At 44.1% G+C, this 25,686-nt stretch carries 26 protein-coding genes; 5 read left to right on the plus strand and 21 right to left on the minus strand.

Features of this window, described 5'->3' with window-relative positions:
* Positions 1–22: 22 nt before the first annotated feature.
* From G573_RS0108735 to add, 7 genes are all read right to left on the minus strand, one after another.
* The gene (locus G573_RS0108735) at positions 23–1,234 is read right to left on the minus strand and encodes a chloride channel protein (RefSeq protein WP_027976373.1); all 1,212 of its coding nucleotides are present in this window, start codon (positions 1,232–1,234) and stop codon (positions 23–25) included.
* The gene (locus G573_RS0108740) at positions 1,218–1,508 is read right to left on the minus strand and encodes a chorismate mutase (RefSeq protein WP_027976374.1); all 291 of its coding nucleotides are present in this window, start codon (positions 1,506–1,508) and stop codon (positions 1,218–1,220) included. Before G573_RS0108740 ends, G573_RS0108735 begins: the two co-directional genes overlap by 17 nt.
* Before the next feature lie 44 nt (positions 1,509–1,552).
* Positions 1,553–2,230, minus strand: coding sequence for a TVP38/TMEM64 family protein (locus G573_RS0108745; RefSeq protein WP_027976375.1), 678 nt, complete (start codon positions 2,228–2,230; stop codon positions 1,553–1,555).
* Between the two features lie 162 nt (positions 2,231–2,392).
* On the minus strand, positions 2,393–3,775 hold the full coding sequence (gene sufB, locus G573_RS0108750; RefSeq protein ID WP_027976376.1) for a Fe-S cluster assembly protein SufB: 1,383 nt from the start codon (positions 3,773–3,775) through the stop codon (positions 2,393–2,395).
* 39 nt (positions 3,776–3,814) lie between these two features.
* Entirely contained in the window at positions 3,815–3,940 is a 126-nt protein-coding gene (locus G573_RS11720) for a hypothetical protein (RefSeq protein ID WP_281168701.1), read from the minus strand.
* Between the two features lie 37 nt (positions 3,941–3,977).
* Positions 3,978–4,421, minus strand: coding sequence for a flavodoxin (locus G573_RS0108760; RefSeq protein WP_027976377.1), 444 nt, complete (start codon positions 4,419–4,421; stop codon positions 3,978–3,980).
* Positions 4,422–4,455: 34 nt separating this feature from the next.
* Entirely contained in the window at positions 4,456–5,502 is a 1,047-nt protein-coding gene (gene add / locus G573_RS0108765) for an adenosine deaminase (protein WP_027976378.1), read from the minus strand.
* A 101-nt stretch (positions 5,503–5,603) separates the two neighbouring features.
* Between add and yghU the strand changes: the two genes are divergently transcribed.
* From yghU to G573_RS0108780, 3 genes are all read left to right on the plus strand, one after another.
* Complete coding sequence (yghU, locus tag G573_RS0108770) at positions 5,604–6,395, plus strand: glutathione-dependent disulfide-bond oxidoreductase (RefSeq protein ID WP_027976379.1); 792 nt, start codon at positions 5,604–5,606, stop codon at positions 6,393–6,395.
* 71 nt (positions 6,396–6,466) lie between these two features.
* Positions 6,467–7,408 (plus strand): DHH family phosphoesterase, encoded by a 942-nt coding sequence (locus tag G573_RS0108775; RefSeq protein ID WP_027976380.1) that lies wholly within the window; start codon positions 6,467–6,469, stop codon positions 7,406–7,408.
* A 194-nt stretch (positions 7,409–7,602) separates the two neighbouring features.
* Positions 7,603–7,845 (plus strand): type B 50S ribosomal protein L31, encoded by a 243-nt coding sequence (locus tag G573_RS0108780; RefSeq protein ID WP_003087628.1) that lies wholly within the window; start codon positions 7,603–7,605, stop codon positions 7,843–7,845.
* Positions 7,846–7,970: 125 nt separating this feature from the next.
* On the opposite strand, the gene G573_RS0108785 is transcribed toward G573_RS0108780, so the two are convergent.
* The 10 genes from G573_RS0108785 to G573_RS0108830 form a co-directional block, all read right to left on the minus strand.
* Positions 7,971–8,273 (minus strand): cupin domain-containing protein, encoded by a 303-nt coding sequence (locus tag G573_RS0108785; RefSeq protein ID WP_027976381.1) that lies wholly within the window; start codon positions 8,271–8,273, stop codon positions 7,971–7,973.
* A complete protein-coding gene (locus tag G573_RS0108790) occupies positions 8,266–8,613 on the minus strand; it encodes a cupin domain-containing protein (RefSeq protein ID WP_027976382.1) in 348 nt (115 codons plus the stop codon). Before G573_RS0108790 ends, G573_RS0108785 begins: the two co-directional genes overlap by 8 nt.
* A gap of 79 nt (positions 8,614–8,692) precedes the next feature.
* The gene (locus G573_RS0108795) at positions 8,693–9,643 is read right to left on the minus strand and encodes a zinc-binding dehydrogenase (RefSeq protein ID WP_027976383.1); all 951 of its coding nucleotides are present in this window, start codon (positions 9,641–9,643) and stop codon (positions 8,693–8,695) included.
* A gap of 179 nt (positions 9,644–9,822) precedes the next feature.
* A complete protein-coding gene (locus G573_RS0108800; RefSeq protein WP_027976384.1) occupies positions 9,823–11,346 on the minus strand; it encodes a zinc ABC transporter substrate-binding protein AdcA in 1,524 nt (507 codons plus the stop codon).
* 184 nt (positions 11,347–11,530) lie between these two features.
* Positions 11,531–12,928 (minus strand): C69 family dipeptidase, encoded by a 1,398-nt coding sequence (locus G573_RS0108805; protein ID WP_027976385.1) that lies wholly within the window; start codon positions 12,926–12,928, stop codon positions 11,531–11,533.
* Positions 12,929–12,942: 14 nt separating this feature from the next.
* Positions 12,943–13,854, minus strand: a complete 912-nt coding sequence (whiA, locus tag G573_RS0108810; RefSeq protein WP_027976386.1) for a DNA-binding protein WhiA — start codon at positions 13,852–13,854, stop codon at positions 12,943–12,945.
* A complete protein-coding gene (locus G573_RS0108815; RefSeq protein ID WP_027976387.1) occupies positions 13,851–14,828 on the minus strand; it encodes a YvcK family protein in 978 nt (325 codons plus the stop codon). The genes whiA and G573_RS0108815 overlap by 4 nt, the downstream gene beginning before the upstream one ends.
* Positions 14,825–15,715 (minus strand): RNase adapter RapZ, encoded by an 891-nt coding sequence (rapZ, locus tag G573_RS0108820; protein WP_027976388.1) that lies wholly within the window; start codon positions 15,713–15,715, stop codon positions 14,825–14,827. The genes G573_RS0108815 and rapZ overlap by 4 nt, the downstream gene beginning before the upstream one ends.
* The gene (locus G573_RS0108825; protein WP_027976389.1) at positions 15,708–16,481 is read right to left on the minus strand and encodes a DUF1003 domain-containing protein; all 774 of its coding nucleotides are present in this window, start codon (positions 16,479–16,481) and stop codon (positions 15,708–15,710) included. Before G573_RS0108825 ends, rapZ begins: the two co-directional genes overlap by 8 nt.
* Before the next feature lie 104 nt (positions 16,482–16,585).
* Positions 16,586–17,194, minus strand: a complete 609-nt coding sequence (locus G573_RS0108830; RefSeq protein ID WP_027976390.1) for a TetR/AcrR family transcriptional regulator — start codon at positions 17,192–17,194, stop codon at positions 16,586–16,588.
* 372 nt (positions 17,195–17,566) lie between these two features.
* Between G573_RS0108830 and G573_RS11545 the strand changes: the two genes are divergently transcribed.
* Positions 17,567–19,369, plus strand: a complete 1,803-nt coding sequence (locus G573_RS11545; RefSeq protein WP_169364449.1) for an acyl-CoA dehydratase activase — start codon at positions 17,567–17,569, stop codon at positions 19,367–19,369.
* Between the two features lie 11 nt (positions 19,370–19,380).
* A complete protein-coding gene (locus G573_RS11550) occupies positions 19,381–21,966 on the plus strand; it encodes an acyl-CoA dehydratase activase-related protein (protein ID WP_169364451.1) in 2,586 nt (861 codons plus the stop codon).
* Between the two features lie 69 nt (positions 21,967–22,035).
* On the opposite strand, the gene G573_RS0108840 is transcribed toward G573_RS11550, so the two are convergent.
* The 4 genes from G573_RS0108840 to G573_RS11155 all read right to left on the minus strand — a co-directional run bounded on the left by G573_RS0108840 (position 22,036) and on the right by G573_RS11155 (position 25,683).
* On the minus strand, positions 22,036–22,413 hold the full coding sequence (locus tag G573_RS0108840) for a RidA family protein (RefSeq protein WP_027976391.1): 378 nt from the start codon (positions 22,411–22,413) through the stop codon (positions 22,036–22,038).
* A gap of 27 nt (positions 22,414–22,440) precedes the next feature.
* On the minus strand, positions 22,441–23,532 hold the full coding sequence (locus G573_RS0108845; protein WP_027976392.1) for an iron-containing alcohol dehydrogenase family protein: 1,092 nt from the start codon (positions 23,530–23,532) through the stop codon (positions 22,441–22,443).
* A gap of 262 nt (positions 23,533–23,794) precedes the next feature.
* Positions 23,795–25,141, minus strand: coding sequence for an asparagine--tRNA ligase (gene asnS / locus G573_RS0108850; protein ID WP_027976393.1), 1,347 nt, complete (start codon positions 25,139–25,141; stop codon positions 23,795–23,797).
* A 26-nt stretch (positions 25,142–25,167) separates the two neighbouring features.
* Positions 25,168–25,683, minus strand: coding sequence for a protease inhibitor I42 family protein (locus G573_RS11155; protein WP_051175739.1), 516 nt, complete (start codon positions 25,681–25,683; stop codon positions 25,168–25,170).
* Positions 25,684–25,686: the final 3 nt, after the last annotated feature.

Here is a 25,686-nt window from a genome sequence, read left to right on the forward strand (position 1 = left end):
TCCTTTGTACGTTTTTTAAAGCTTAAGGACTTGCCTTTTGGGCGCCGTAAACGCTGATGCGTTTTTTAACAATGCTGGCAAAACAAACAACAATAAAAAAATAAGGAATGTTGTCAAATCCAAAAATTTCACCGCCGATAAAAATAGGCGCCAAAAAAGTTCCCGTTCCGCTGCCAAAGACACTGGCATAGCCAAGCGCTGCAACAAAGGCTGCCGGCAAGTGAAACAAGGGAGCAAGCACCGCCCCAAGCGTGGCTCCGATTGTAAACATGGGCATTACCTCACCGCCCTGATAGCCGGCAGACAAGGTTAAAACCGTTAAAATCATCTTGAAAAACCAATCAAAAGGATAAACCCCGCCCTTCTGTGAAAAGCTGGCTGCAATCAGATCTGTACTCAAACCAGAATAGCGTCCCATCCCCAGCACCAGCAACAGTACGCTGAGCAGCAGACCCACAATCACAATGCGTTGGTAAGGTCTTCTAAAGCGCAGTACCAAAGCCAGTTTCGTTCTTCTCAATAAGTAGGCAAACAGCGTTCCTGCCAGACCAAAGATTATGCCCAAAAGAGCAAACTGTATAAACAGCAGAGGATTAAGTTCTAAGTTTATCTTTACCAAGTGGGTAAATTTTTTCAACCCCAACAAATGTGACGTGTAGCTGGCGGTGTAAGCGGCCAGACAGGTTGGTAAAAGTGTCGCCAGCTCCAGCCGACCGATAACAAGCACCTCAAGGGCAAACAGTATCGCTGCTATGGGCGTTTGAAACAGGCCTGCAAAACCGGCTGCAATTCCGATAATCAAAAAACTTCTCGAGGATTCTTTAAATGAAAAAATGGGAGAGAAGGCATGAGACAAGGCTGCCCCTATCTGGACAGCCACTCCTTCACGGCCGGCACTGCCGCCAAAAAGATGGGTCAGCCAGGTTGAAAAAATCGCTAAGGGCACTAATCTTTTAGGAATAGCCGCCTCCCTTTCATCAGCGACATCAAAAACCAAGCCCATGCCCTTGATACTTTTACCGCCGAAATGATCATAAAGAAAGACGATTAAAAGGCCTGATAAGGGCAAAAAAGGAATGAGGACTAAAAAATGGCTGGCTCGAAATGCGGTTAAAGCATTCAAAACAACACCAAACACCATGTCCACAACACCGACCAGCAAACCGACAAGAACAGCTGCTGCTGACACCAGCAGCAGACGGCTGTTTTTTTCCCAATCAAGAAAGGCTTTCATTTAAATCCTCTCCCAATGTTTTAAGCTGATAGTTTCTTGAATGTTTGAGAATATCAGTAAAAGTCGCTAAAACAGCCGGACGGTAAGCATCATCGGTCACCAATTCGGCTATTCTTTGCAGCAAGAGCTGCTCACGCTCAGGATCCAGCACTGCCTTGCCGGTTGCTTTTTTATAGGCAGCAACTTGACTGACTAAAGCCATACGCTTTTCTAAACAAGAGACTAATTCCCTATCAACAGCATCAATCTGCTCTCTAATATCTTGTAAATCCATCATCTACTCCTTTGCTTCATTATAGCAAAAAAAAGGCCCTGCTTCTAGCCCTTCTTTTGTTCAAAACCTTTATAAATAATCAAGCAGACAAGAATAACAGCAACAATGAAAAGGAGCTGTTTCACATCTCCCAGCATCAGGGCGTGGCCGCCGAAAGCATAGAGAACACTGGTCGGAGTTACCCCCAATATCAGGCAAAGCAGCCAGCGCTGCCATGGTACCTTTGTATCAAGAACTGTATAATCCACCAAAAAAGACGGTATAAAAGGAATCATATAGCCCAATGTTAAAGCCAGATAAGGATTTTTAATCTGTGCAAGTTTATCCAGCCGCTCATTTAATCTGCTGTCTTTTTCTGTCAAATCTATGCGAGCCATGACTTGAATCAGGAAAAAATGCCCCAGCACATTGCCACTGATATTCATCAAAATACCCAGCCAAGGTCCAAAAACCAGTCCGTTAAAAACAGACAGGACAGAGCTGGACAAAAACGGGATGGCAGACGTCAGGCCGGTTAAAAGGGTTAAAATGACAAAATTCAGTATATTTTCTGAACGCAGCTGCTGTTCAAAATCTTTAATAGTTCTTTGAGGATTAAAAAGTAACAGCCACCGATCCCAATATTGATAAAGAATAAAAGCAAGATAGGCAGCCATTATGACCAATCCCAGCCAAAGAAAGAAGCGGCTGACTTGCCTGTATTTGACAGATCTTTTTTTCATAGTTCATTTTTTCTAACAGGACACTTAAAAGAAAGAGAGTGGGAGAAAAATCGGCTAAACCAACAAGTCTTATTCCCAACCACTGCGTTAAATATGTGATACTTCATAAATTGAAAGAGTTTGGGACTTTTGGCCCAAACTCTTCCAGGCTGCTGCACGCTGTCAGCCGACTGAGCCTTCCATGCTCATGTTGATTAAAGCGTTTAACTCTACCGCATATTCCATGGGCAGCTCTTTTGTGATCGGATCCATGAATCCATTGATAATCATGGCCGTAGCCTCTTCTTCACTGATTCCCCGGCTCATAATATAATAGAGCTGTTCTTCAGATACCTTGGAAACCTTAGCTTCATGCTCCAGAGACACATCTGAATTATGAATCTCATTAAAAGGAATGGTATCTGAACTGGACTCACCGTCCATCAAAATGGTATCACATTCAATATGCGACTTAGAGCCTGCACTGTTCTTGCCAAACTTAACGGTCCCGCGATAGTCGGTTTTGCCGCCGTCTTTGGCAACTGATTTTGAAATCAGCGTGCTGGAAGTCTTGGGAGCATTATGATAAACCTTGCAGCCGGCATCCAAATGCTGACCGTAATTGGCAAAGGACATGGACAAAACAGAGGTTCTGGCATGCGGACCATTTAAAATCGAACAAGGATACTTCATATTGACCTTGCTTCCCAGATTGCCGTCAATCCATTCTAGAGTGCCGTTTTCTTCAACCGTACCTCTTTCCGTGACCAGATTGTAAACATTGTCAGACCAATTCTGAATGGTCGTGTAGCGGAATGACGCATCGCGCTTGACAATAATTTCCACTGTCGCTGCATGCAGACTATTGGTCGAATAAGTCGGCGCCGTACAGCCTTCAATATACTGAATGGATGCACCTTCTTCAACGATTATGAGAGAACGCTCAAACTGCCCGGCATTCTCACCGTTAATCCGAAAATAAGTTTGAACAGGAATCTGGCATTCAACCCCTTTGGGCACATAAATGAACGTCCCGCCTGACCAGACAGCTCCATTTAAAGCCGCAAATTTATGCTCAGCCGGCGATACCACTGTCGCAAAATATTTTTTAACAAGGTCAGGATATTTCTGCAGGGCAGTATCCGTATCCGTGAAAATAATTCCTTGCTTTTCAAATTCTTCTTTCATATTGTGGTAAACCACTTCAGACTCATACTGAGCCACTGCCCCAGATAGGAACTGGCGTTCAGCATCAGGAATTCCCAAGCGCTCAAAGGTCTTTTTAATGTCATCAGGAACATCTTCCCAGCTTCTGGACGGCTGGCCGCTTAACTTTTGATAATAGATAATATCTTCAAAATTAATGCCTGATAGATCCGGTCCCCAGCTAGGCATAGGCAGCTGATGAAAGAGCTTTAAGCAGCGTAGGCGATAGTTCAGCATCCACTCAGGCTCATTTTTTATCTCAGAAATATCTCTGACAATTTCCTCAGTTAAGCCTTTGCCAGTTGAATAAAGAGGCTTTATATCATCGTGAAAACCAAAGGCATAATCTCTATTTTTCAATTTCCTTCACCTCACAGTAAGATTTAAAAATTAGTAATATTAGTGAAAGCGCTCGCTTTCGTTTTCATTATACTCCTTTTCCTGTGAAAATTCAGGCATGCAGCTCTCAAATGCTGTATGCGCAATAATTAAAAAAGGCTGCAAGCCGGCTGCTAACAAGTACATGTTAATTCTCCCGGCTCACTGCCTCAGTCTATCTTATTTAGCTGACTTTACTGGAAATTTCTTCTGCAAAGCGCTCCAGATTGTCAATGTCTTCATCCTCTGCTGCCAAATCAACTTTGACAGAGTCAGCTCCTTTTGTAGCACCCGTTCCTTCAAAGGCCAGTTCAAAATCATCAACTGATTTGCAAAAATCATCGTAAAACGTATCGCCGGAACCAACAACACCGTAAATTTTGCCTGAAAGATCAAGGTCTTGCAGATCTTCATAGAAATCTACAATCTCATCAGGAAGATCGCCGTCACCATACGTATAGCTGGCTACAATGGCAATATCCGCATCCTGAAACTCATCAGCGTCTACTGTCGTACACTCATCCACATCAACTGTGTGTCCTAATTCTTCTAACTTTTGAGCGACAATGTCAGCAATCTCCTCTGTATTTCCCGTCATACTAGCAAAAACAATTTTAGCGAAAGCCATAATTCCCTCCAAAATAATACTGCTGTTTATTATATCACAGTTTCGGGACTTTTAAAATACTTTCGCTGAGATAGGGTGCATAGGCAGCTCTTAACCTTTCAAAAAGTTCCTCTTTTTCAGAATCAGAAGCAAAGGAAGCTTTAAGGGCGTTTTGATTGAAGCGGTAAAAATCTGCCAAGCTGGTGCCAAAATAATCTGCAAATAATTGGTATTCCCTTGTTAGATTTGTCTGTGAGACCGTCCGGTTATCCGTGTTAATCGTTATCTGAGCACCGGCATGATAGAGTTCATAGTAAGGAAATTCTGCCAGCGACCGGGCAGCCTTGGTTTGCAAATTGCTGGTCAGACAGAGTTCTGCTGTTGCTCCTTGTTTAACAAATTCTGCTAAGATGTGGGGATGGTTGTGAATAGCTGTTACATGTCCCAAACGCTTAAGACCAAAGGCAAGAGCTTGGGCGATATGACTGGGACAGCCGCATTCACCGGCATGAAAGGTCATAGGACGCTCCAAATTCTGTGTATAGCGAATGAGTTCTTCCATATCTTCCGGCGGAAAATCGTGTTCGTTGCCGGCAAAATCAAAACCGCCATAATCCAGACCCTCTGCGCTGTTAATCTGCTTAAAAATAGCCTTTGTCAGCTGCTGAGAAGACTGCCGCATACCGCAGATTAAGGCCTTGGCAACAATACCAAAGTCAGCCTGAGCCTGTCTCAATCCCTCTTCCACTGCTTCTACTGTCTGGACAGCAGTTAAGCCCTTATCCATAGACAGCTCTGGCGCAAACCGAATTTCAATGTAAACAACATGTTCATCAGCTGCCTGCCTAGCCACGTCATAGGCGGCTAAGGCCAGAGCCTCCTTGGTCTGCAGCAGCGGGCGGATGATATCAAAGGCTTTTAGATAATCAACAAGGCTCTCCGATTTTGCAGGAGCCGTCACTAATTTTGAAAGTTCACTATCAGATTCGGGCAAAGTAACATCTGCCAGTGCAGCTAATTTTCTTATTGTTTCAAAAGACAAAGAGCCATCTAAATGACAGTGCAGCTCTGCCTTTGCTAAATGATATAAGCTATTTCCCATTGTATCACTCCACTTTCGTATTGCTATCTATGATAACATATTTTAGTTGATTTTATCTTTTTTCTATGATATATTTTGAAAACATCTGGAAAGGAGAAATTATGTCTCATTATATACCACCAAAAGTCTGGTCAGCTAAGGACAGTGACCAAGGAAAATTTTCCGGTATCAACCGTCCCACTGCCGGAAGCCGTTTTGAACAAGAGCTTCCTCAAGGTAAGAAGCCACTGCAAATCTATTCTCTAGGCACACCTAACGGTATCAAGGTAACTATCATGCTGGAGGAGCTGCGTGAGCTTGGTATTGAAGCAGCTGATTATGACCTTTTCAAAATTTCTATCATGGATGGGGATCAGTTCGGTTCTGATTTTGTCGCTATTAACCCCAATTCAAAAATTCCCGCTCTGCTGGATCGTTCGCAAGAGCCAAACATCCGTGTTTTCGAGTCAGCCAGCATCCTGCTCTATCTGGCAGAAAAATTCGACAAACTCATGCCCAGCGATCCTGCGGGCCGCACAGAAGTCCTCAATTGGCTCTTTTGGCAGACAGGAGCAGCGCCTTTTGTCGGCGGCGGTTTTGGCCACTTTTTCAACTATGCTCCTGAAAAATTGGAATATCCTATCAATCGTTTCACCATGGAAACCAAGCGGCAGCTGGATTTACTGGATAAAGAATTCGCTCGGAAACCTTATATTGCCGGTGATGATTACACCATTGCCGATATTGCTATCTGGTCTTGGTACGGCCGTCTGGCTCAGGATGCCCTTTATGATGGTGCTTATGAATTTCTTGACCTTGACAGCTACAGCCACTTAAAAGAATGGACTGACCATATTGCTCAGCGTCCAGCTGTGCAGCGAGGTTTAGCAGCTGATTATAAAGACATTAAATAAAAAGAAAAGTCAATCATTTTTTAGATTGGCTTTTACTGTGTTATAATAGGAAAAAAAGAATAGGAACCTTTATGACTACTTTTAAAGATATTTTAGACAGTATTAAAGCTTACGATACTATTATCATTCACCGGCACATGAAACCAGATCCGGATGCACTGGGCAGTCAGGTTGGGTTAAAAGAAATTATTCAGGCGAATTTTCCTCAAAAAACCGTTAAAGTGACCGGCTATGATGAACCAACCTTAGATTGGCTGGCTCAAATGGATGTGGTCGCTGATGACGATTATAAAGGTGCACTTGTTATTGTTGTTGACACTGCTAACCGACCGCGAATTGATGACAGCCGCTATTCAACAGGTGATTTTTTAATCAAAATTGACCATCATCCGGATGAAGACTTTTACGGCGATTTGTCTTATGTTGATACAACAGCCTCCAGCGCCAGTGAGATTATCACTGATTTCGCCCTGCAAAATCAGCTGGAGCTGACGTCTCAGGCAGCACGGCTGCTTTATGCCGGTATTATCGGCGACACAGGCCGTTTTCTCTATCCTGCAACCACATCAAAAACTTTAATAATTGCCAGCAAACTGCTTAAATATGACTTTGATTTTGCAGCTTTAGCACGTCAGATGGATTCTTTTCCTTACAAGATTGCTAAGCTGTTGGCCTATGTTTTTGAACATCTCGACATTGATGATCAAGGAGCAGCCCGCGTTGTCCTAAGTCAGGAAGTACTGAAAACTTTTGAGCTGACAGATGCGGAAACATCAGCTATTGTCTCTGCTCCGGGAAAAATCGAAACTGTCCGAGTCTGGGCCATTTTTGTTGAGCAGCCGGATGGCCATTACCGCGTCAGACTTCGCAGCAAAACCGCTGTTATCAATGAAGTAGCCAAGAGACATGCCGGAGGCGGACATCCCTTAGCAAGCGGTGCTAATTCTTACAGCTTGGCAGAAAACGATCAAATCTATCAGGAACTGCAGGATCTGCTTAAGGCTTCAAAGTAAGAGCTTTGATTTTGGGCACGCCATCAGTCCAATATGAACTTGCACTATAGGGGATAAACGCTCCGCTATTACACCTTATTTTAATAGAAAAAAATGTATAAAAGTCTTGTCAAATAACACTTTATCTGATAAACTAGAGAAGTTAGATTAACTATGGCTCAAAGTGGGCTATGGCAGAAAGGAAATTTTTTAAAATGAGAAAAGATATTCATCCAGAATACCGTCCAGTTGTCTTTATGGATACTTCAACTGGTTATCAGTTCCTTAGTGGTTCAACTAAGACTTCAAACGAAACTGTTGAGTTTGAAGGTGAAACCTATCCGCTTATTCGTGTGGAAATTTCATCTGACTCACACCCCTTCTACACTGGCCGTCAAAAATTCACTCAAGCAGACGGACGTGTCGATCGTTTCAACAAAAAATACGGTCTCAAATAAGCAAAGCTATTTGCATTATTACATCGGTAATCAAAAATCCTTTTCGAGCAATCGAAAGGGATTTTTTGTTAGCATCTTTGCTGTTAGAAGCGGCTGTTTAGCAGCAATCTTTTATAAGGCTTCTGTTATAACTCAATCTGCAGAATTTTACTGTCTTCAAGAGCATAGAGATTATGAACCTGATCAGCAGCAATACTCAGCATGCCTTGAGCCTCAAGCAGGTATCTTTCATCTGCTGTCTCAACTTGAAGACTGCCCTCTAAAACCTGAATCAGCTTTGTCAGTTTGCCGGATTCATTGCTGATGGACTCACCCTTTGCCATGGCATAGAGTGTTACGGGGGTATCAACAGTTAATTTTCTGCTTAAGGAACGGCTGGCAATTTGACCGTCATGGTATTTGATAAGATCACAAATATTATCAATCATGATTCACCTCAGGTTTGACAACTGCCAAAAGCATTTGAAAGGCTTCTTTGGCGTAAAGACTGTGAGGAATGCCTGCCGGCATGATGATGGTCTGTCCGGCAGCTACTTCAAAGACATCACTGCCAATCGTAATCTCTGCCATGCCGCTTAAAACGTTAACCATGGCATCGCCTGGTGATGAATGGCGGCTGATTTCCTGATCCTTATCCAGCGAGAACAGTGTCATCCCCAGATCATCCCGCTGTACCAGTGTTTTACTAAGCATCTGCTCTTCTTCAATCGGAACTTCTCTCTTTAAATCTAATACCTTACCAAGCGGAAGTTTTTCAATATAAGCCATCTTTTCCCCCTTCTTTTAAAACCAGACTTTATCGCCTGCCGCAGGGCAGACTGAACCGTCGTTATTTTACCTGAAAATCTTAATTTAAAACAATAACCTTACCAAATCCTGCCGTGCTTTCGATATAAGCGTGGGCTTTACTGATTTCCTCCAGTTTAAAAATCCTTTCAACACGTATGGGAACATGAAATCTAGCCACGTAATCCAGCATCTCCTGCAGCCTTTCTTGGTCAACATTACCAGAATAAAACGTTGTCAGGTAACTATTGTGCTTTAATTCCATAATGGGATCAAAGTCTTCCAAATACCAGCGGCCGCCCAGCTGGCCATTAGAGCAGACGATTCCCTGCTCTTTAATATGATCAAAGGAATCTTTGATAGAAGCCGGACCGATTAATTCTAAAATCTTATCAAAGCTCAAATCAGTCTGCAGCACGTTGTCTTTATCCAGAATAATCCCATCATAGCCTAAGCTTAGCAAAGTCTTTTCTTTTTCTAAATGACGGCTGCTGCCAAAGACCTTATTTTGAGGGAACTGTGCCTTAATCAGGCCAAGCATGGCCAGACCAACACCAGACGCTGCTCCCCGTATCAGGGTCACATCTCCTGCTTTAATCTGCAGGTTTTTAAAGGCACCGTAGGCAGTGTAGTAGGTTTCCGGCAGAGCAGCTAATTTTTCTATGGGCAAATCTGTCTTAATAGGATAAATCTGCTCATCAGGCAAAAGGGTATACTCTGCATAGGAACCGTCAAAATCACGGCCCATCTCTCCCATGATAGAGATAATCTGCTGACCGACCTTTAGATGAGGCGACTGTGTTTTGACAACCTCTCCGATACATTCAATTCCCAAAACTCTGGGAAAGACAACACTGGGAGACAGCCCCTGTCTTGTAAAAATTTCCGAATGGTTGATGCCAAAACCTAAAACCTTGATAAGACTCCATCCTGCTTTGGGTTTAGGGAGCGGTCTCTCCTCAATGACAAAAGCGTCCGGACCGCCAGCTTTATAAACAACTGCTGCTTTCATAAGGACTCCTTTCTAATTACTGTTATTATAAGAAATAGCAGGATTAATTGCAAACGTTTACTCATCTACTACCAATGAGCAGACTTCCTTATTTCTTCGATGATACAAAAAAAGCAGGGCAGCGCTTGATCTTAAGAAGAGCTGCTGCCTTGCTTTTTTATGATTGTGAGAAGCTGTCTTTAGTGAGCTACAATTTCCTGAGCAATTTCCCGGCCGCTTAGCTTACTTGGATAGTAGGTTGGCCAGTTTTCCAGTTCTTCCAGAAGTTTTTCCTGACTGTCACTTCCCCAGAAAAGATGGAAATGCTCCGCCTTTTGAGGCTTGATACCGTGGTCGCTGAATTGAATATATTTAAAAGATCCGGCATTCTTTGCTGTCGTTTCAAAAAGATAGCGAACACCCCGATTGCCTTTTGCATAGTTAAGAATCTTGTAACCAGCGTATTTATAGGTATATTTGTATTTCTTGCCTTTTTCTGTAAAGGTAACCGTATTTGTCTTGCCGTCAATGACAATCTTTTCAACATCTGTCTTATAACCCTTATTATAGTAATCTTTGTACTCCTGAGCTGTCATATCTTTCTTAGATTTGGCCTTGTACTCCCAGACACTGTCTAAACTTCCGTCTTTTAAATAAGGATAAACAGACTGCCACTTGCCTGCCCAGTCAGAGAGTTTGCGATCTTTCACATCCTTATCCTTAAAGTAACCGTTAGCGACAGTCTTGCTGTCATCTGTTTCAGGCTTAATCGCTTTGCCGGCTGCATCTGTCGTCTTTTGGAGTGCTTTTAAATTGCGGCGCATGACAGAAAAATAATCTTCGCCAGTATCCATCTGCTTTTGTGTCAGACTTTCAAGAGGGCTAAGGACGGCTGTCTTAACTCCGGCTTCATCGGCTAAGGTTTTGGAAACGGCTGAAGAAGCATTTTCTTCGAAATAAATATAGTCAATCCCATATTCCTTTACATATTTGGACAGATCAGCCAAGCGTTTGGCTGACGGCTCAGACTCTGCTGTCAGGCCGGTAATAGGGATTTGTGTCAAGCCATAATCAAGGGCTAAGTAGCCGAATGCAGCGTGCTGTGTCACAAAGGATTTTTGCTGCGCCTTGATAAGCGTATCGCTGTAGTCTTTATCCAGAGCCTGCAATTTTTTGATGTAGGCAGCTGCATTTGTCTTAAAAGTCTTAGCCTTGTCAGGGAATTTCCGTGACAGTCCGTCACGAATGTTCTCCACCAGTATAACAGCTCGTTTTGGTGACAGCCAGACGTGAGGATCATAGGCATGATGATGGCCTTCATGCCCGTGCTCATGACCGCCCTCTTCTGTCCCCGGCGCTAAAATCATATTGGCAGTTGCTTCGACAAAGGGGACTTTTTCAGTATCAACAGATTTTTTAACAGACTTAACCCAGGATTCCATGCTGTCAGAATCGTAGACAAAGGCATCGGCATCTTGAATTTTGGTAATGTCTCTGGTTGAAGGTTCAAAGTCATGGACCTCTGTTCCTGCTTTGATCAAGAGAGAGACCTGCCCTTGATTGCCGACGATATTTTTTGTAAATTCGTACATCGGATAAAAGGTCGTGACAACATCTATCTTGCCATCAGTTTTCTTGGTCCTTTCCTGTCCCATTAAAAACGCGATGGCTCCTACTAATATGGCAATGAGAAGTGAAATGATGATAACAGGTTTTTTCTTCATGTGAATCTCCTTTTGTTAACCAGTTAATTATTTACTGGTTAAGTATACCATATTTTTATTTTTTTGCAAGCCCTAAAATTATTATTTTTTACCAACGCTAAAAATCTTAAAAAGAAAACTGTTGACAGGTATTGAAAAGAAAAAAGCAGGGCACTTGTTTGGAGTTTTCCCTGCTCATTTATCATCAGTCGCTGATACCGTAATGGTTGGTCATCAGGTTGCTGGCATCAAAAAGAATTTTGTGAAGGAGGGCCTGCGTCTCAGCCTCAATAAAATCGCTCATCACTTGGTTTTCTTCTTCAAAGTCCACTGTTTCTCCTTTTGCCAAAGCTCTGTCAACACGCTTAATCATCGCATGACCCTTTGCCATGGTCTTCTCAGCATAGGCCTCCAGATCAGACTCGTGCTTGCCATAATGAGGATCAGCGATCGCGGCAATCAAGCGGTTGGTCCAATAAAAATTATCGGTAGAAACGTTATCGCTGGTATTGGCAAAATAATCCGGTGTCTTTGAAACCTGTGTAAAGAAAGGAACCATGGTATTAAAAGGCATGGAGCCGTAAGAAAGCCATTGGATTCCTTGAGTCGGCTGAGGCTTATCGGGCCTTATCTGCAGCAAAGCAGTCTGGCTGGTACGATTAATGCCAATGGTTCGAAAAGCTGTCCGGCTGACGCGGTCGCCTTCAGGTCCATAAGGGTCAAAGGCTGTATCTTGATAGTGATTGCTCAGGACATATTTAATATCTTCAACTGTAATCTTGCGATAGGGCTTTTGCGACCAGGGAATAAAGAAACTGCGCGGATCCTGCTTAATTTCAGGATTCAAAAATCGCTGCATGGCCCAGGCACGGGGCGTATTGTAATGCCTGTCCTTATCTTTTTGGCTGCCAAAGGCATAGCGGGGATTAAAATGCTCATTGGAATAGGTCAAATCAAGATGATTGTCGTCGATAAAGTCTCTCAGATCACTAGAAAAAAGATAGTCCTCCGGATTATTAAATTCAAAATGGTCAATTCCCAGCTGATTAGGATTGGTCACATAGGAATCATCCGGAACACGGCGCGCAATCCAGTGGTGGCCGCCAATGGTTTCCAGCCACCAAATTTCATCTGCATCTGAAAAAGCAATGCCGTTTGATTCATAGGTACCGTATTCTTCTAACAATTTTCCCAACCGCTCCACACCTTCACGGGCTGAGCGAATATAGGGCAGTACCAAGGTCAGCATGTCTTCTTCCCCAATACCTGCTGCAACTAAGGGATCTGCTCCCAAGACACGGCTGTTTGTCGTGATGGTTTCAGTTGCACTCATGGCGACATTCACCTCATTGATGCCTGCTTCTCCCCAGATACCCTCCTTAGCCAGAGCATCGGGAACAGAGGTATAAGACAAGGGATTATCCGGCAGATCTAGGGTAAAAGAGGATAAAACGGACTGGTAATGTCTGGGCTGCTTTTGCGGACTAATCACTTCAAACTTTTTAGGGCAAAAATCACCGCTTTGTGAATCTTCGGTTCTGGCAATCATGGTAGAGCCGTCATAACTGGCTTTTTTCCCGACGAGGATCGTTGTACAAGTCATTGCTTTCTCCTTTACTATAATTCTTCTGCTAATTTATTAATCTTTCTGAGCCTGTGATTGACGCCGCTCTTGGTCAGCGGTACATCCAAACTGTCAGCAATCTGCTGGATGGAAAAATCAGGATTGGCAACTCGTATTTGAGCAATCTGCTGCAGTTCTAGCGGCAGACTTTCCAAACCAACACTGTCTCTGATTTTAATGATATTATTGATGGTTTTCATGCTGGCACTGATGGTTCTGGCAATATTCGCAGTTTCGGCATTGCTGGCCCGATTGACATCATTTCTGGTTTCCCGCATGATTTTAATTTTTTCAAAGGCCAGCATGGCATCCATACTGCCGATAATAATCAAAAAATCCATGATATCTTCAGCTTTTTGCAGGTAAGTAACCGCACCGTGCTTGTGCTCAATCACTTTGGCATCCAGCATGAATTTTTGCATCAGCCTGGCCAAATCCTCCGCATGGTCCAGATAAACGGAGAAAATTTCCAGCTGGTATTTGCCGGATTCCGGATCCCGAATGGAACCGCTGGACAAAAAAGCCCCCCGTAGATAAGAGCGTCCGGCATCATCTTCCGACAGAATTTTCTGCTGGATCCCTGTTTCAATGCCAAAAAAAGCATCCGACAGCCGCAGATCAGACAAGATACTGTCTACATGATGATCAAGAAAAACGGTGTAAACCCGATTTTTTCTCAGATTGGTCTTTTGATGGTACTTGGTCTCGGGGACAATTTGGTAAAACTGCTCCAGCAAGGCATAGATATGACGGGCAATTTTGGCATTTTCGGTAATAATGGACAGGGTCAGGCCCTGATGAGTCAGGCCCAGATTGCCAGACATTTTAATAATAGCTGACAATTCATTTTTGTCAGCTGAATCCAAATTTAAAATTTCTTCTTTGACGGATGTCGTAAAACTCATAATTCCTTCATTCTAATCAGGCTTAGCAATTCGGCGACAACGCTGTCACCATTGTGAAAGGCACCGCCATTTTCCAGACAGAGGAAATTCGATGAAACCACTCTTGGCACCTGCTCTTTAAGGCCGGCAAAATCGTGTTCGACCTGAACCAGATACTCATCGAATTTATTGGAATTCATATATTCCTTAGGTACCTTTTCAACATTGACCAAGACGGTATCAATAAATTTTTGTCCTAAATGACGGTTGAGCACGCGCACATGGTCGGCATCAGTAAAGTGCTCGGTTTCTCCATACTGTGTCATGATGTTACAGACATAAGCCACCTCGGCCTTTGTCTCACAAAGCGCCCGGCCAATTTCATCAATAACTAAGTTTGGCAAAATAGAAGTAAAGAGTGAGCCGGGACCCAAAACAATCATGTCACTGTCCATGATGGCATCGACAACCTTGCGGCTGGCAGCCGGTTTAGCATCATCATAGCTGTTGGTGACATAAACATAGTCTATCATGCCCTTATGTTTAGCAATCTGACTTTCACCGACAACTTCCTGTCCGTCTTGAAAGACGGCGTGAAGTGTCAGGGCTTTTTCACTGGAAGGATAGATTTTACCGGTAACATGAAAAAATTTTGACAGAATCTGCATGGCATTGTAGGTAGACCCTTGCATTTCTGAAATACCGGCAATGATTAAATTGCCAAGCGGGTGCCCGGCAAGTGCGCCGTCTTCAGCATTAAAGCGGTATTGAAAAATTTTCTCATAAAATCTGGGCATATCGCTCATCGCTACTAAAACATTGCGAAGATCGCCGGGAGGTGTCAGCTGCATGACATGGCGAATGGCCCCGGAGCTGCCGCCATCATCTGCTACCGTGACAATCGCCGTGATATCCACATCTTCATGACGCAGACTGCTTAGAAGAACAGGCAGGCCTGTCCCGCCGCCGATAAGAGTTATTCTTGGTTTTCTCATGAGCGATTCACTGTCTCCTTACGTCGATTTTTATCACGATGGCTTTCATGAACAGTCCAATTTTGCTTCAGATCTTCAGCCAAGCGATGGGCAAAGGCCACGCTGCGATGCTGACCGCCTGTGCAGCCGATGGCGATCGTTAAAACGGATTTCCCTTCCTTTTGATAACCAGGCAGGATAGGCTTTAACAGAGCTAAGAGATTCTGGTAAAATGCCTCTGATTCCTTATGATTCATGACATAGTCTGAGACATCTTTATCAAGCCCGGTCTTATTGCGCAGTTCAGGCTTGTAATAAGGGTTGGGCAGAAAACGCACATCAAATACCAAGTCAGCGTCCAAAGGCAGGCCATATTTAAAACCAAAGCTGACAACTTCCAGATGAAAACTGTCCTGATCTTTTTCTCCAGAGAACTGATCTGAGATCGTTTTGCGCAGCTGCCGCGGTGTTAATTCTGTCGTATCAACAACATTCTGACTGAGATTTTTTAAAGGAGCCAGAAGTTTTCGCTCAAGGGCAATACCGTCCAAAACACGCCCGGTTGTTGCCAAAGGATGGCTGCGGCGGGTCTCTTTGTAGCGTGACACCAGCTCACTGTCAGTAGCATCTAAAAAGAGAATGCGAAAATTAATAGAATCATTCAGTTCTATCTTGTCCAAAATTGAGCTGACTTCCTTGAAAAAAAGCCGGCTGCGCATATCAACGACCAGGGCAACCTTATCATTTTCACCGCTGCTCTCAACCAATTCTAAGAACTTAGGCACCAAAGCCGGCGGCATATTATCAATCGTAAAGTAACCTAAGTCTTCAAAAGACTGGATGGCAACGGTTTTTCCGGCACCGCTCATGCCTGTGACAATGACAAGATCAATTTTTTTGTCAGACATTTTCACTGCTCCTTTTTTCTAACTCTCCCACTTTTTCAATCAAGGCCTGATTTTGCTCCTGCATATCTGCTAACTGTTTGGTGATAGAAACCAGCATTTCTGCCTGCAATTTCTGAATTTCCAAAAGATCTGACTGGTCCTGATGCACCAAATGGTCAATCTTAGCATGCAAAAGCCTGATGCCTTCTTCAGATTTTTTGTTAACGTTATAATCATTTTTAGCCTGCAGACGGTCATAGTCCGAGGCACGGTTTTGGCTCATCATAATCAAAGGAGCCTGAATAGCCGCCAAGGTAGACAGAGCCAAATTCAAAAGAATGAAAGGATAGGCATCAAAGACCAAGCCAAAAGGTTTAATAACATTGAAAGCCATCCACAGAACCATCAAGGCTACAAAGCAGATGATGAAGGTCCATGAACCGCCAAAGCGTGCGACATCATCAGCTATTCGCTGACCAAATGTAATTTTGCTGTCCCACTCTTCCTGCAGATCTAAGGGCATATAGTCCTGATTTTTGCTTACTTCATAGACCGTTTCACGGACGTAATCGTTCTTTTTATTAGCCTTTTTAACAATCTCCTGTAAAAACATCAAGCGATACTGCGCCAGGTTCTTATGGCTGATAAAACTTTGCTCAGTCAGCTGAGGATGATGCTGCAAGAGGAGCTTTTGCAGACGCTTATCCAAATCAGATAAAAAAATCCCTTCCTCTAACAGATAGCTTTTATGGTCAATAGCATCCACTAACCGTTCATCCTTGGTCATATCCTGCCTTCTTTCTATTGCTTCTATTATAGCAAAAAAACCGCTTTAGCGGACTTTTTTAAGGAGCGGATCGCTAAAAAACGGACTTGAAACAGCGCCCGCTTTTAATCACGATTAATCGTCACTCCCAGAACAGTTAAATGCCCATTGCTGACCAGAGTAATAACCAGGCGTGCCAGTTCTTTAGCGGGCATGTCAAAATCAGATTTGATCCACCACATGAGCGTCCCTGTAAAAATACTGGTCAGATAAGCAACGATAAAATCCGTAGGCACTGACTCGCCAGATTCTGTAACGTTTAATTTTTCCAGCAAATCAGCATACTTTTCTCTTAAGAGCTTGCCGAAATTTTCCTGCATGATTTCCTGCGAAATACTCTTTAAGGCGATTTTGGCAATGGAGCGATTTTTTTCCAGACTGTGATAGAAATTGGCCAACAGATTTTCGGCTTTTCTAACCTGCACAATATCGCCGTTTGTCACCTGAGCCGCATCAATCATATCAGATAACTGCTGCAGCAGCTGCCTGTGAATTCCCTGCTGCAGCTCATCCTTGTCCGCATAATGAGCATAAAATGTCGCACGGTTAATCATGGCTTCATCGGCAATATCCTGCACTGTAATTTTTTCATAAGGCTTTTCACTCAGAAGCTTGGTGAAGGCATCAAAAATAAGTTTTTCCGTCCGCAGGTAGCGAATATCTGTAAATTTCATGAGCATTCTTTCTATTAAGACTAAACATATTCCCTAATCAATTCACTGAAACAGTCACCCGAATCAGCCATCATAAGCAACACTTTGTTTCAGGGTGTTGTTTAAGCAACAGTTTTCAAAAAATCAACGATTGAATTTGTCTTGCTGAGTTCTATAATAATATTATAACAGACAGACTGTTGACTAAGCAACAGATTGTTGCAGGACCGACAGCCTGTCGCCTAAAATAAAAGAAAGGACCAAGACGGGCGACATTTCAGCAGCTCATGCGATCTTGTTCAGATTTTCAGAGCTATCAAACTTGTCATAAGCTCAGTATGCGGAGAGATTTCTCCACTTTCTGCCGCTTTTGCCCGTATGTACTGTCTTACTATGTATAGAGCAGGAATTGATGTTGGGTCAACAACCGTTAAGCTGGTTGTCTTTGATGAAGACTATCATTTAATTTTTTCACGCTACGAACGTCATTTTTCAGACGTCAAAACAGCGACTGTTAAAGTATTAAGAGAAGCTATTGCTGACATCGGCGATCAAAAGGTCAGTATTGCTATCACCGGTTCAGGGGGAATCGGCCTGTCTGATGCTGCTGATATTCCCTTTGTCCAAGAGGTTATTGCGGCTACTACAACAGTTGAAAAACTGATTCCTGAAACCGATGTGGTGATTGAGCTGGGCGGTGAAGATGCCAAGATGACCTTCTTTGGCGATACTCTGGAACAGCGGATGAACGGGACCTGTGCGGGCGGTACCGGAGCTTTTATTGACCAAATGGCAGAGCTTTTAAAGACTGATGCCAACGGGGTTAATGAACTTGCCAAAGATTATGAAACCATCTATCCCATTGCCAGCCGCTGCGGGGTCTTTGCTAAAACCGATGTGCAGCCTCTCATCAACGAAGGCGCCCGCAAAGAAGACATTGCCGCTTCTATTTTTCAAGCTGTGGTTAATCAAACGATTGCAGGTCTTGCTTCAGGCCGTAAGATTACAGGGAACATAGCTTTTTTAGGCGGTCCGCTTTTCTTTATGAGTGAGCTGCGTCAGCGTTTCATCGAGACTTTAAATATTGCCCCTGAACATGTGATTTTCCCAGAAAATCCACAGCTCTTTGTTGCCATGGGAGCAGCTCTTGAAGAAGAGCAGGCCCAGCTGAGCCTGACACAAATTATTGACAACCTTGAAAAAAATACCTCGCAATCCTTGGTTCCTCAAAATACCTTGGACTGTCTTTTTAAAAATCAAGCAGAGCTGGAAGACTGGCGTGAGCGCCATGATGAAGCCAGCGCTAAGTACAGGGAGATCGGCAGCGTTTCTGGTCCCGTTTTCTTAGGGATAGATGCCGGCTCGACAACTTCAAAAGTCATCTTGACAGACCCGGACGGCAATATCCTCTTCCAGCACTATAGCAACAACCAAGGCCAGCCCTTGGAAAATGTTATTGCTGTTTTGAAAAAATTGTATCACCAATTGCCTGATGGGGCCTTCATTGCTCGTTCCTGCGTGACCGGCTACGGTGAAAACCTAATCAAGGCTGCGCTGCGGGTGGATTACGGCGAGGTTGAAACCGTTGCTCACTTCAAGGCCGCCAATTATTTCAACCCCGGCGTTGACTTTATTTTGGATATCGGCGGACAGGACATGAAAGCCATGTCTGTCCAAGACGGAGCGCTGTCAAGCATTCAGCTTAATGAAGCCTGTTCGTCCGGCTGCGGTTCATTCATTGAAACCTTTGCCAAATCACTCAAATATGATGTCAGAGATTTCGCTCAGGTTGCCCTCTTGGCTGAGCACCCTGTTGATCTGGGGTCAAAATGTACCGTTTTTATGAATTCCAAAGTTAAACAAGTCCAAAAAGAAGGAGCCACTGTGGCTGATATTTCTGCGGGACTGTCTTACTCAGTCATCAAAAATGCCCTCTACAAGGTCATCAAGCTCAAACGCCCCGAAGATCTAGGCCAAAAAATTGTCTGCCAAGGCGGCACTTTCTACAATGAGGCAGTGCTTCGTGCCTTTGAACTGGTCTCGGGCCGTCAGGTGGTTCGGCCCAATATTGCCGGCCTCATGGGCGCTTATGGCTGCGCTCTTATTGCCCAAGAAAAATACGAAGACGAACTGGCCTTGGACCCTCATGAACAAACTGACCAAACTGCTGCCCGGCCAGAAATGACTCTGGCCTAAAGGAGAATGCTATGTCTGAACAACTGATACATCCCAACCGTTCAAGCATCATGAATCTGGATGAATTAGATAGCTTTACCGCTGAAAAAGAATTTACACGCTGCGGCCTGTGCGAAAACAACTGTGCCCTGACTGTCACCATTTTCAGCGACGGTTCAAAATTTGTTACCGGCAATCGCTGCGAACGCGGAGCCGAAAAGGTCACCAAGATTAAATTTGACCGCAGCCAGCAAAAAGAAAATCTGGTTGATTATAAATACAAAAAACTCTTTAAATTTAAAGCATTGTCAAAACGCGATGCCGTTCACGGTGTGATAGGAATTCCGCGCGTCCTCAACATGTATGAAAACTATCCTCTCTGGCATACGGTGCTGACCGATCTTGGTTTTCGCGTGCAGATTTCACCCAAATCTGACAAGAAACTCTTTGAGAAGGGAATCGAAACCATCCCAAGTGATACGGTCTGCTACCCAGCTAAGATGGTGCATGGTCATATTCAAGCCTTGATTGACAAGAAGGTTGATGCTATTTTTTACCCGAGCGTTATTTATGAACGCATGGAAAACAGCAAGGCACCCAACCATTACAACTGTCCTATCGTCCAAGGCTATCCGGAAGTAATTGAAAAAAATATGGACCCCATTCGCGACGGCGAGGTCCGATTTTTCCATCCCTTCGTCAATCTAGCTGATCCTGAAACCCTCGTTCATTCTCTGTCACAGGCCTTTGCTGACTACGATGATATAACAGCCGAAAAAATTCGTAAGGCTGTTGAACATGGCTATCAAGCTTTGGCTGATTTCAAGGCTGATTTGCAGGCCAAGGCAGATGAGCTGCTGACCGCCATCAGCATGAAGGGAGAAAAAGCAATCGTTCTCTCTGGACGCCCTTATCATCTTGACCCGGAAATTAATCACGGCATTGCCAATATCATCGTTCAGGAAGGTTTTCATGTTTTGACAGAAGATATGGTGTCAGGCTTAGAAGAAGTCTCCGGTTTGCGTGTTGTCAATCAATGGGTCTACCATTCCCGCCTCTATGCGGCAGCTAAAGTCGTCGCTAAAAATCCCAATCTGGAACTGGTTCAATTAAACAGTTTCGGCTGCGGGCTTGACGCTGTAACAACCGATCAAGTGGAAGAAATCATGCGCGGCCACAACAAACTCTATACCGTCCTTAAAATTGATGAAGGCAGCAATATGGGAGCTATCCGCATCCGGCTGCGTTCGCTCAAGGCCGCTGTCAAAGAGCGCGATAATAAACTTAAAAAAGCAAATCTGGACCACATTTTCAATCAAGCTCCGCAATTTACCAGTGACAGTCAAGGCAGTGAAGAGGAAGATATGCCGGCCGATAAACCTGTCTTCACTAAAGCAATGAAAAAAACGCATACGCTGCTTATGCCTATGCTGTCTCCCATTCACCAAAACGGGCTGATCGAAGAAGCCTTCAAGCAAGCCGGTTACAATGTTGTTATTCTGCCTGCCATGGACCGAAAAGCTGTTGATGTCGGTCTCAAATTTGTCCACAATGATGCCTGCTATCCTGCTATCATCACTATCGGCCAGCTGGTTGAAGCCTTAGAAAGCGGCAAATACGACCTCAACAATACCAGTGTCATGATGACTCAAACAGGCGGCGGCTGCCGGGCAACTAACTATATCCCGCTCCTGCGCAAGGCTTTAAAAGATGCGGGCTTCCCGCAAATTCCGGTTGTTTCGATTTCCATGGGCAATCAAGGAACCGAAGAAACCCCGGGCTGGAACATCACCCTGCCCTTTGTCAAGCGGCTGCTCATTGCCGTGCTCTACGGCGACCTTTTTGAACGTGTCCTCTACCGCGTCCGCCCTTATGAGAAAGTTCCCGGCTCTGCCAATGCCCTTTATGATAAATGGCTGAGTACCGCCAAGAAAAATATCAAATCGGGTTCTTACTTTGAATTCAACCGCAATATGAAACGGATCATCAAAGACTTTGATAACCTTGAAACGGTTGATTTTGATAAGAAACCCCGTGTCGGTGTGGTTGGTGAAATTCTGGTCAAATATGCACCCACTGCTAATAATGATATTGTCGGTATTATCGAAAGGGAGGGCGGTGAGGCTGTCGTTCCTGATCTGATTGGCTTTATGAACTACTCCCTTTTCAACCAAATCTGGAAGGCCGATGAACTCAACATGAGCCAAAAGAGCAAACGTCTGGCTAAATTGGGTATTGATGCCATCAATCTCCTTGAAAAACCAATGAACAAGGCTCTTGAAAAATCACAGCGCTTTGAAGGTATCGAATCCATTTATGACATTGCTGACGGTGCGTCTAAGATTATTTCCATCGGTAACCATACCGGTGAAGGCTGGTTTTTGACAGGTGAGATGATCGAACTCCTCAACAACGATGTCAAAAACATTGTCTGCCTGCAGCCGTTCGGCTGTCTGCCAAATCACATTGTTGGTAAAGGCATGATCAAGGAGCTGCGCCGCCAATATAAGGGAGCAAACATTGCTCCGATTGACTATGATCCGGGCTCATCAGAAGTCAATCAGCTCAACCGTATCCGTCTTATGATGACGACCGCCAAAAAAATGCAAAAAGCCTAGAAACTCGCTGATGATCATGGCAAAAAGCCCGAGCGTTACTGTCGCTCGGGCTTTTTTCTGCTTTTTGACTTAGTCAATATAAGCAATCACTTCAATTTCAATCTTAGCGTCTTTGGGCAGATGGGCAACCTCAACAGCGGAACGCGCCGGGAATTCCTGACCGAAAGCTGTCGCATAGACTTCGTTGAAAGGTACGAAATCCTTGATGTCGGCTAAAAAGCAAGTCGTTTTGACAACATGGTCAAAGTCCGTGCCCGCTTCTGATAAGATAGCTGAGATATTCTTTAATACTTGCTGGGTTTGTTCCTGAATGGTCTCGCCAACAATTTCGCCTGTTTGAGGCGATAGGGCGATCTGGCCGGAGGCAAACAAAAGGTTACCGGCAATTTTTCCCTGAACATAAGGCCCGATAGCTGCAGGCGCTTTATCTGTCTGAATTTTTTTCATAGCTCTTCCTTCTTTCTTTTATCTGGTTTACAATTGCTGACCAAGTTGATCGACTGTACGGATGGCCTGCGCAAATTTTTCAGGATCAAAAGGCGTGTTGCGGTATTCATTGGTTGTCAGAGCAACCTCAACAATCTTAGGAATATCTTCCTGAGTCAAGCCCAGTTCCTGCAGGCTTACCGGCAGCCCTAATTCCTTGTTGAACTTGGCTACACGTTCCAGCTCTTCCTGCTCATCAAAATAAGCATGCAAGACCAGCACACCGTAGGAAACAACCATACCGTGGAGATATTCCCCTTCACGCTTAATGGCAGTTGTTCCATTGTAAAAAGCATGCGCATGACAAGAATTATAGTAAAAATCAGGCTGATTGACTAAATTAGAAGCATAGCCGGTTGATACCACAATATCAAGGGCGATTTCTTCAACTGCCTGAGATGCCTTGTTATTGCGAACATCTTCCAGCCCTTGCGGACCATAGCGGTAAAAGGCATCCTTTGAAGACAGAGCCACAGCCTCACCCAATGTTGCGGTATGAGGAAAGGCTGCTGCTCCTTTTTTCTTTGCTTCCGAGATAGCATGCTCTACCTCAGGAGCTTTCGAAATACCATCACCAATACCGGCCCAGAAGTATTTTTCAGGTGCTTTGGCAATGACTCGTGTATTGATGAAAATATGGAGCGGTGAGTCAGGATAACCATATTTTAAAAGGGAATGGTCATCATTATAAACGACCGCTATTGCTGTTCCGGCTGAACAATTAGAACAAATTGTCGGGAAAGTAAAGGTCGGTTTATCCAGTTCTTTAGCAACCATTTTAGCGGTATCCAGTGCTTTTCCGCCGCCAAAACCAAAAATAGCATCCGCCCGCTGCACATCAGGATTAGCTGCCAGTTTATCAATGTTTGTTTGTGTCGAATCAACGCCGTAAACAAAGCTGCCCGTCACGTCAATACCTGCCTGTACCAAGATAGCACGAACCTCATCTTCGCTGCTGGCCAAGGCTCTTTTCCCTCCAATTAAGACCACACTTTTAATATGGTAGGGTTTTAGGACCTCAGGAATTTCTTGGTAACAGTCTTCGCCATAGCTATAGTTTGCCATTACAGTAGTTGTCATTACAGTTCCTCCTATGAAACAAGCGGCCATCGTCTTTTTCTAGGCGGTGACAATCTATTAATGAGACAGAGACAAAAGATTACTTTCAAGCTGCTTGAAAATCACCTCCTGTAAGTGCCTGATGCCTCCTATTATAGCAAAATATTCAGAAAATTAAAATAAGGACTTTATCAATAAAAAAGAGCGGGACAAAAATCAGCAGACTAAGTCTTGATTTCTGTCTCACGCTCTTTTTCAGATTCTCTGCTGCAGCTAAGAAATATTATGGTTCAATGCGATGCAGCATCCGTGGGAAAGGAATGGCTTCACGGATGTGTTTCGTTCCTGCCACAAAGGTCACCATGCGCTCTAAACCAAGACCAAATCCGCAGTGGGGAACAGAACCGTATTTGCGCAGGTCAAGATAAAAGGCGTAGTCATCCGGATTAAGGCCGTTCTCTTTAATTTTCTCAAGCAAGGTGTTATAATCCGTTTCACGCTCAGAACCGCCGATGATTTCACCATAGCCTTCCGGAGCAAGCAAGTCGGCACAAAGCACACGATCCGGATTGCCCGGCACCGGTTTCATGTAAAAGGCTTTTAAGCTGGCCGGATAATTGACGACAAAAGTCGGCAGGCCAAAGTAGTTGGAAATCCATGTTTCGTGGGGTGAGCCAAAATCATCGCCATGCTCAACATGTTCATAATCAGCATCTTCATCTGCTTCATGCTCCTGAAGAAGTGTGATGGCATCATCATAAGAGACACGCTTAAACGGTTCAGCAATGTATTTCCTGAGTAAATCAGCATCACGCTCTAAAATGTCAAGAGCCTGCGGTGCCCGATCAAGAACACCCTGAATAAGAGCCTTGACATAGGCTTCCTGCAAATCAAGGGACTGTTCATGTGACATGAACGGGTATTCCGCATCCATCATCCAAAATTCTGTCAGATGGCGGCGCGTTTTTGATTTTTCAGCACGGAATACCGGTCCGAAGTCAAAGACCCGTCCAAGCGCCATGGCACCTGCTTCCAGATAGAGCTGACCGGACTGACTGAGAAAGGCGGGTTCGCCAAAATAATCTGTCTCAAAAAGATCAGTCGTGTTTTCAGCCGCATTGCCTGATAAGATTGGACTGTCAAATTTGATGAAGCCGTTTTGATCAAAAAATTCATAAGAAGCATAGATAACTGCGTTACGAATCTGCATGATGGCCATCTGCTTGCGCGAACGCAGCCAGAGATGGCGGTGATCCATCAAAAAGTCTGTTCCGTGTTCTTTAGGCGTGATAGGATAATTTTCTGATTCTCCAACGACTTCAACACCTGTTACATCAAGTTCATAGCCAAATTTTGACCGTTCATCTTCCTTGACAACACCTGTTACCAAAACAGCTGTTTCTTGGTTGAGGTGCTTGATGGTATTGAATTTTTCGGTTCCTTCTTCTTCACCGAATTTTTCGATAAAGTTTGGTTTAAAGGCCACCCCTTGGAAAAAGGCGGAGCCGTCACGCAGCTGAAGAAAGGCAATTTTACCCTTGCCCGACTTATTGGCAACCCAGGCACCTATGGTTACCTCTTCACCAACGTGTTTTGGAACATCAATAATAGATACTAAATCTTTAGACATGTTTAGTGGTTCTCTTTTCTACTTTCTTATTTCGTTATGATTTCTTTGATGGAGATGAAGCTGATGGCAGGTTCTGAAGACGTTTTACCATAGTGTTTTGTCTGACTTTCGACAGTCACAAGATAGTCTTTATCCAGACTTGTTTTCTCCCAGGGACGTTTATAAGACAGTTTAAACTGGTACCGGCCATCTGCCAGCACTTTCCCTTTAAGATAGGCAAGGTCTGAGCGTCCTGCCCGCAATTGATAATCAGCTCCGGAAAACGGTGACAGATCTTCAGTGGTTATGTCATCTAAATCCAGCTTTTCTGAAACATCACTGACTTTCCAGCCATAGCCAGTCGAGCCATTGGACACAAAAGTCAGCTTAAAGGTATCACCAGACTTTTGAATTTGAATGTCTCCTCGGTCAAAGGCAAGATGCATAGCCTTTTCTTTAACAGTTTTGAGCTCTCTTTTGGTTTGAAAAAGAGCCCAGCTGAGACCTATGATGATTATAAGCAGAATGGCCGGGATGGCATAACGACGAAGTATTTTAGCCATGGC

Source organism: Streptococcus devriesei DSM 19639, from assembly GCF_000423725.1.
Taxonomy (GTDB): Bacteria; Bacillota; Bacilli; order Lactobacillales; family Streptococcaceae; genus Streptococcus; species Streptococcus devriesei.

Excerpts from the sequence above, each read along its gene's own strand:
- G573_RS0108735 (WP_027976373.1), bottom strand. The coding sequence starts at position 1,234 with ATGAAAGCCTTTCTTGATTGGGAAAAAAACAGCCGTCTGCTGCTGGTG.
- G573_RS0108740 (WP_027976374.1), bottom strand. The coding sequence starts at position 1,508 with ATGGATTTACAAGATATTAGAGAGCAGATTGATGCTGTTGATAGGGAA.
- G573_RS0108745 (WP_027976375.1), bottom strand. The coding sequence starts at position 2,230 with ATGAAAAAAAGATCTGTCAAATACAGGCAAGTCAGCCGCTTCTTTCTT.
- G573_RS11720 (WP_281168701.1), bottom strand. The coding sequence starts at position 3,940 with ATGTACTTGTTAGCAGCCGGCTTGCAGCCTTTTTTAATTATTGCGCAT.
- G573_RS0108760 (WP_027976377.1), bottom strand. The coding sequence starts at position 4,421 with ATGGCTTTCGCTAAAATTGTTTTTGCTAGTATGACGGGAAATACAGAG.
- add (WP_027976378.1), bottom strand. The coding sequence starts at position 5,502 with ATGGGAAATAGCTTATATCATTTAGCAAAGGCAGAGCTGCACTGTCAT.
- yghU (WP_027976379.1), top strand. The coding sequence starts at position 5,604 with ATGTCTCATTATATACCACCAAAAGTCTGGTCAGCTAAGGACAGTGAC.
- G573_RS0108775 (WP_027976380.1), top strand. The coding sequence starts at position 6,467 with ATGACTACTTTTAAAGATATTTTAGACAGTATTAAAGCTTACGATACT.
- G573_RS0108780 (WP_003087628.1), top strand. The coding sequence starts at position 7,603 with ATGAGAAAAGATATTCATCCAGAATACCGTCCAGTTGTCTTTATGGAT.
- G573_RS0108785 (WP_027976381.1), bottom strand. The coding sequence starts at position 8,273 with ATGATTGATAATATTTGTGATCTTATCAAATACCATGACGGTCAAATT.
- G573_RS0108790 (WP_027976382.1), bottom strand. The coding sequence starts at position 8,613 with ATGGCTTATATTGAAAAACTTCCGCTTGGTAAGGTATTAGATTTAAAG.
- G573_RS0108795 (WP_027976383.1), bottom strand. The coding sequence starts at position 9,643 with ATGAAAGCAGCAGTTGTTTATAAAGCTGGCGGTCCGGACGCTTTTGTC.
- G573_RS0108800 (WP_027976384.1), bottom strand. The coding sequence starts at position 11,346 with ATGAAGAAAAAACCTGTTATCATCATTTCACTTCTCATTGCCATATTA.
- G573_RS0108805 (WP_027976385.1), bottom strand. The coding sequence starts at position 12,928 with ATGACTTGTACAACGATCCTCGTCGGGAAAAAAGCCAGTTATGACGGC.
- whiA (WP_027976386.1), bottom strand. The coding sequence starts at position 13,854 with ATGAGTTTTACGACATCCGTCAAAGAAGAAATTTTAAATTTGGATTCA.
- G573_RS0108815 (WP_027976387.1), bottom strand. The coding sequence starts at position 14,828 with ATGAGAAAACCAAGAATAACTCTTATCGGCGGCGGGACAGGCCTGCCT.
- rapZ (WP_027976388.1), bottom strand. The coding sequence starts at position 15,715 with ATGTCTGACAAAAAAATTGATCTTGTCATTGTCACAGGCATGAGCGGT.
- G573_RS0108825 (WP_027976389.1), bottom strand. The coding sequence starts at position 16,481 with ATGACCAAGGATGAACGGTTAGTGGATGCTATTGACCATAAAAGCTAT.
- G573_RS0108830 (WP_027976390.1), bottom strand. The coding sequence starts at position 17,194 with ATGAAATTTACAGATATTCGCTACCTGCGGACGGAAAAACTTATTTTT.
- G573_RS11545 (WP_169364449.1), top strand. The coding sequence starts at position 17,567 with ATGTATAGAGCAGGAATTGATGTTGGGTCAACAACCGTTAAGCTGGTT.
- G573_RS11550 (WP_169364451.1), top strand. The coding sequence starts at position 19,381 with ATGTCTGAACAACTGATACATCCCAACCGTTCAAGCATCATGAATCTG.
- G573_RS0108840 (WP_027976391.1), bottom strand. The coding sequence starts at position 22,413 with ATGAAAAAAATTCAGACAGATAAAGCGCCTGCAGCTATCGGGCCTTAT.
- G573_RS0108845 (WP_027976392.1), bottom strand. The coding sequence starts at position 23,532 with ATGACAACTACTGTAATGGCAAACTATAGCTATGGCGAAGACTGTTAC.
- asnS (WP_027976393.1), bottom strand. The coding sequence starts at position 25,141 with ATGTCTAAAGATTTAGTATCTATTATTGATGTTCCAAAACACGTTGGT.
- G573_RS11155 (WP_051175739.1), bottom strand. The coding sequence starts at position 25,683 with ATGGCTAAAATACTTCGTCGTTATGCCATCCCGGCCATTCTGCTTATA.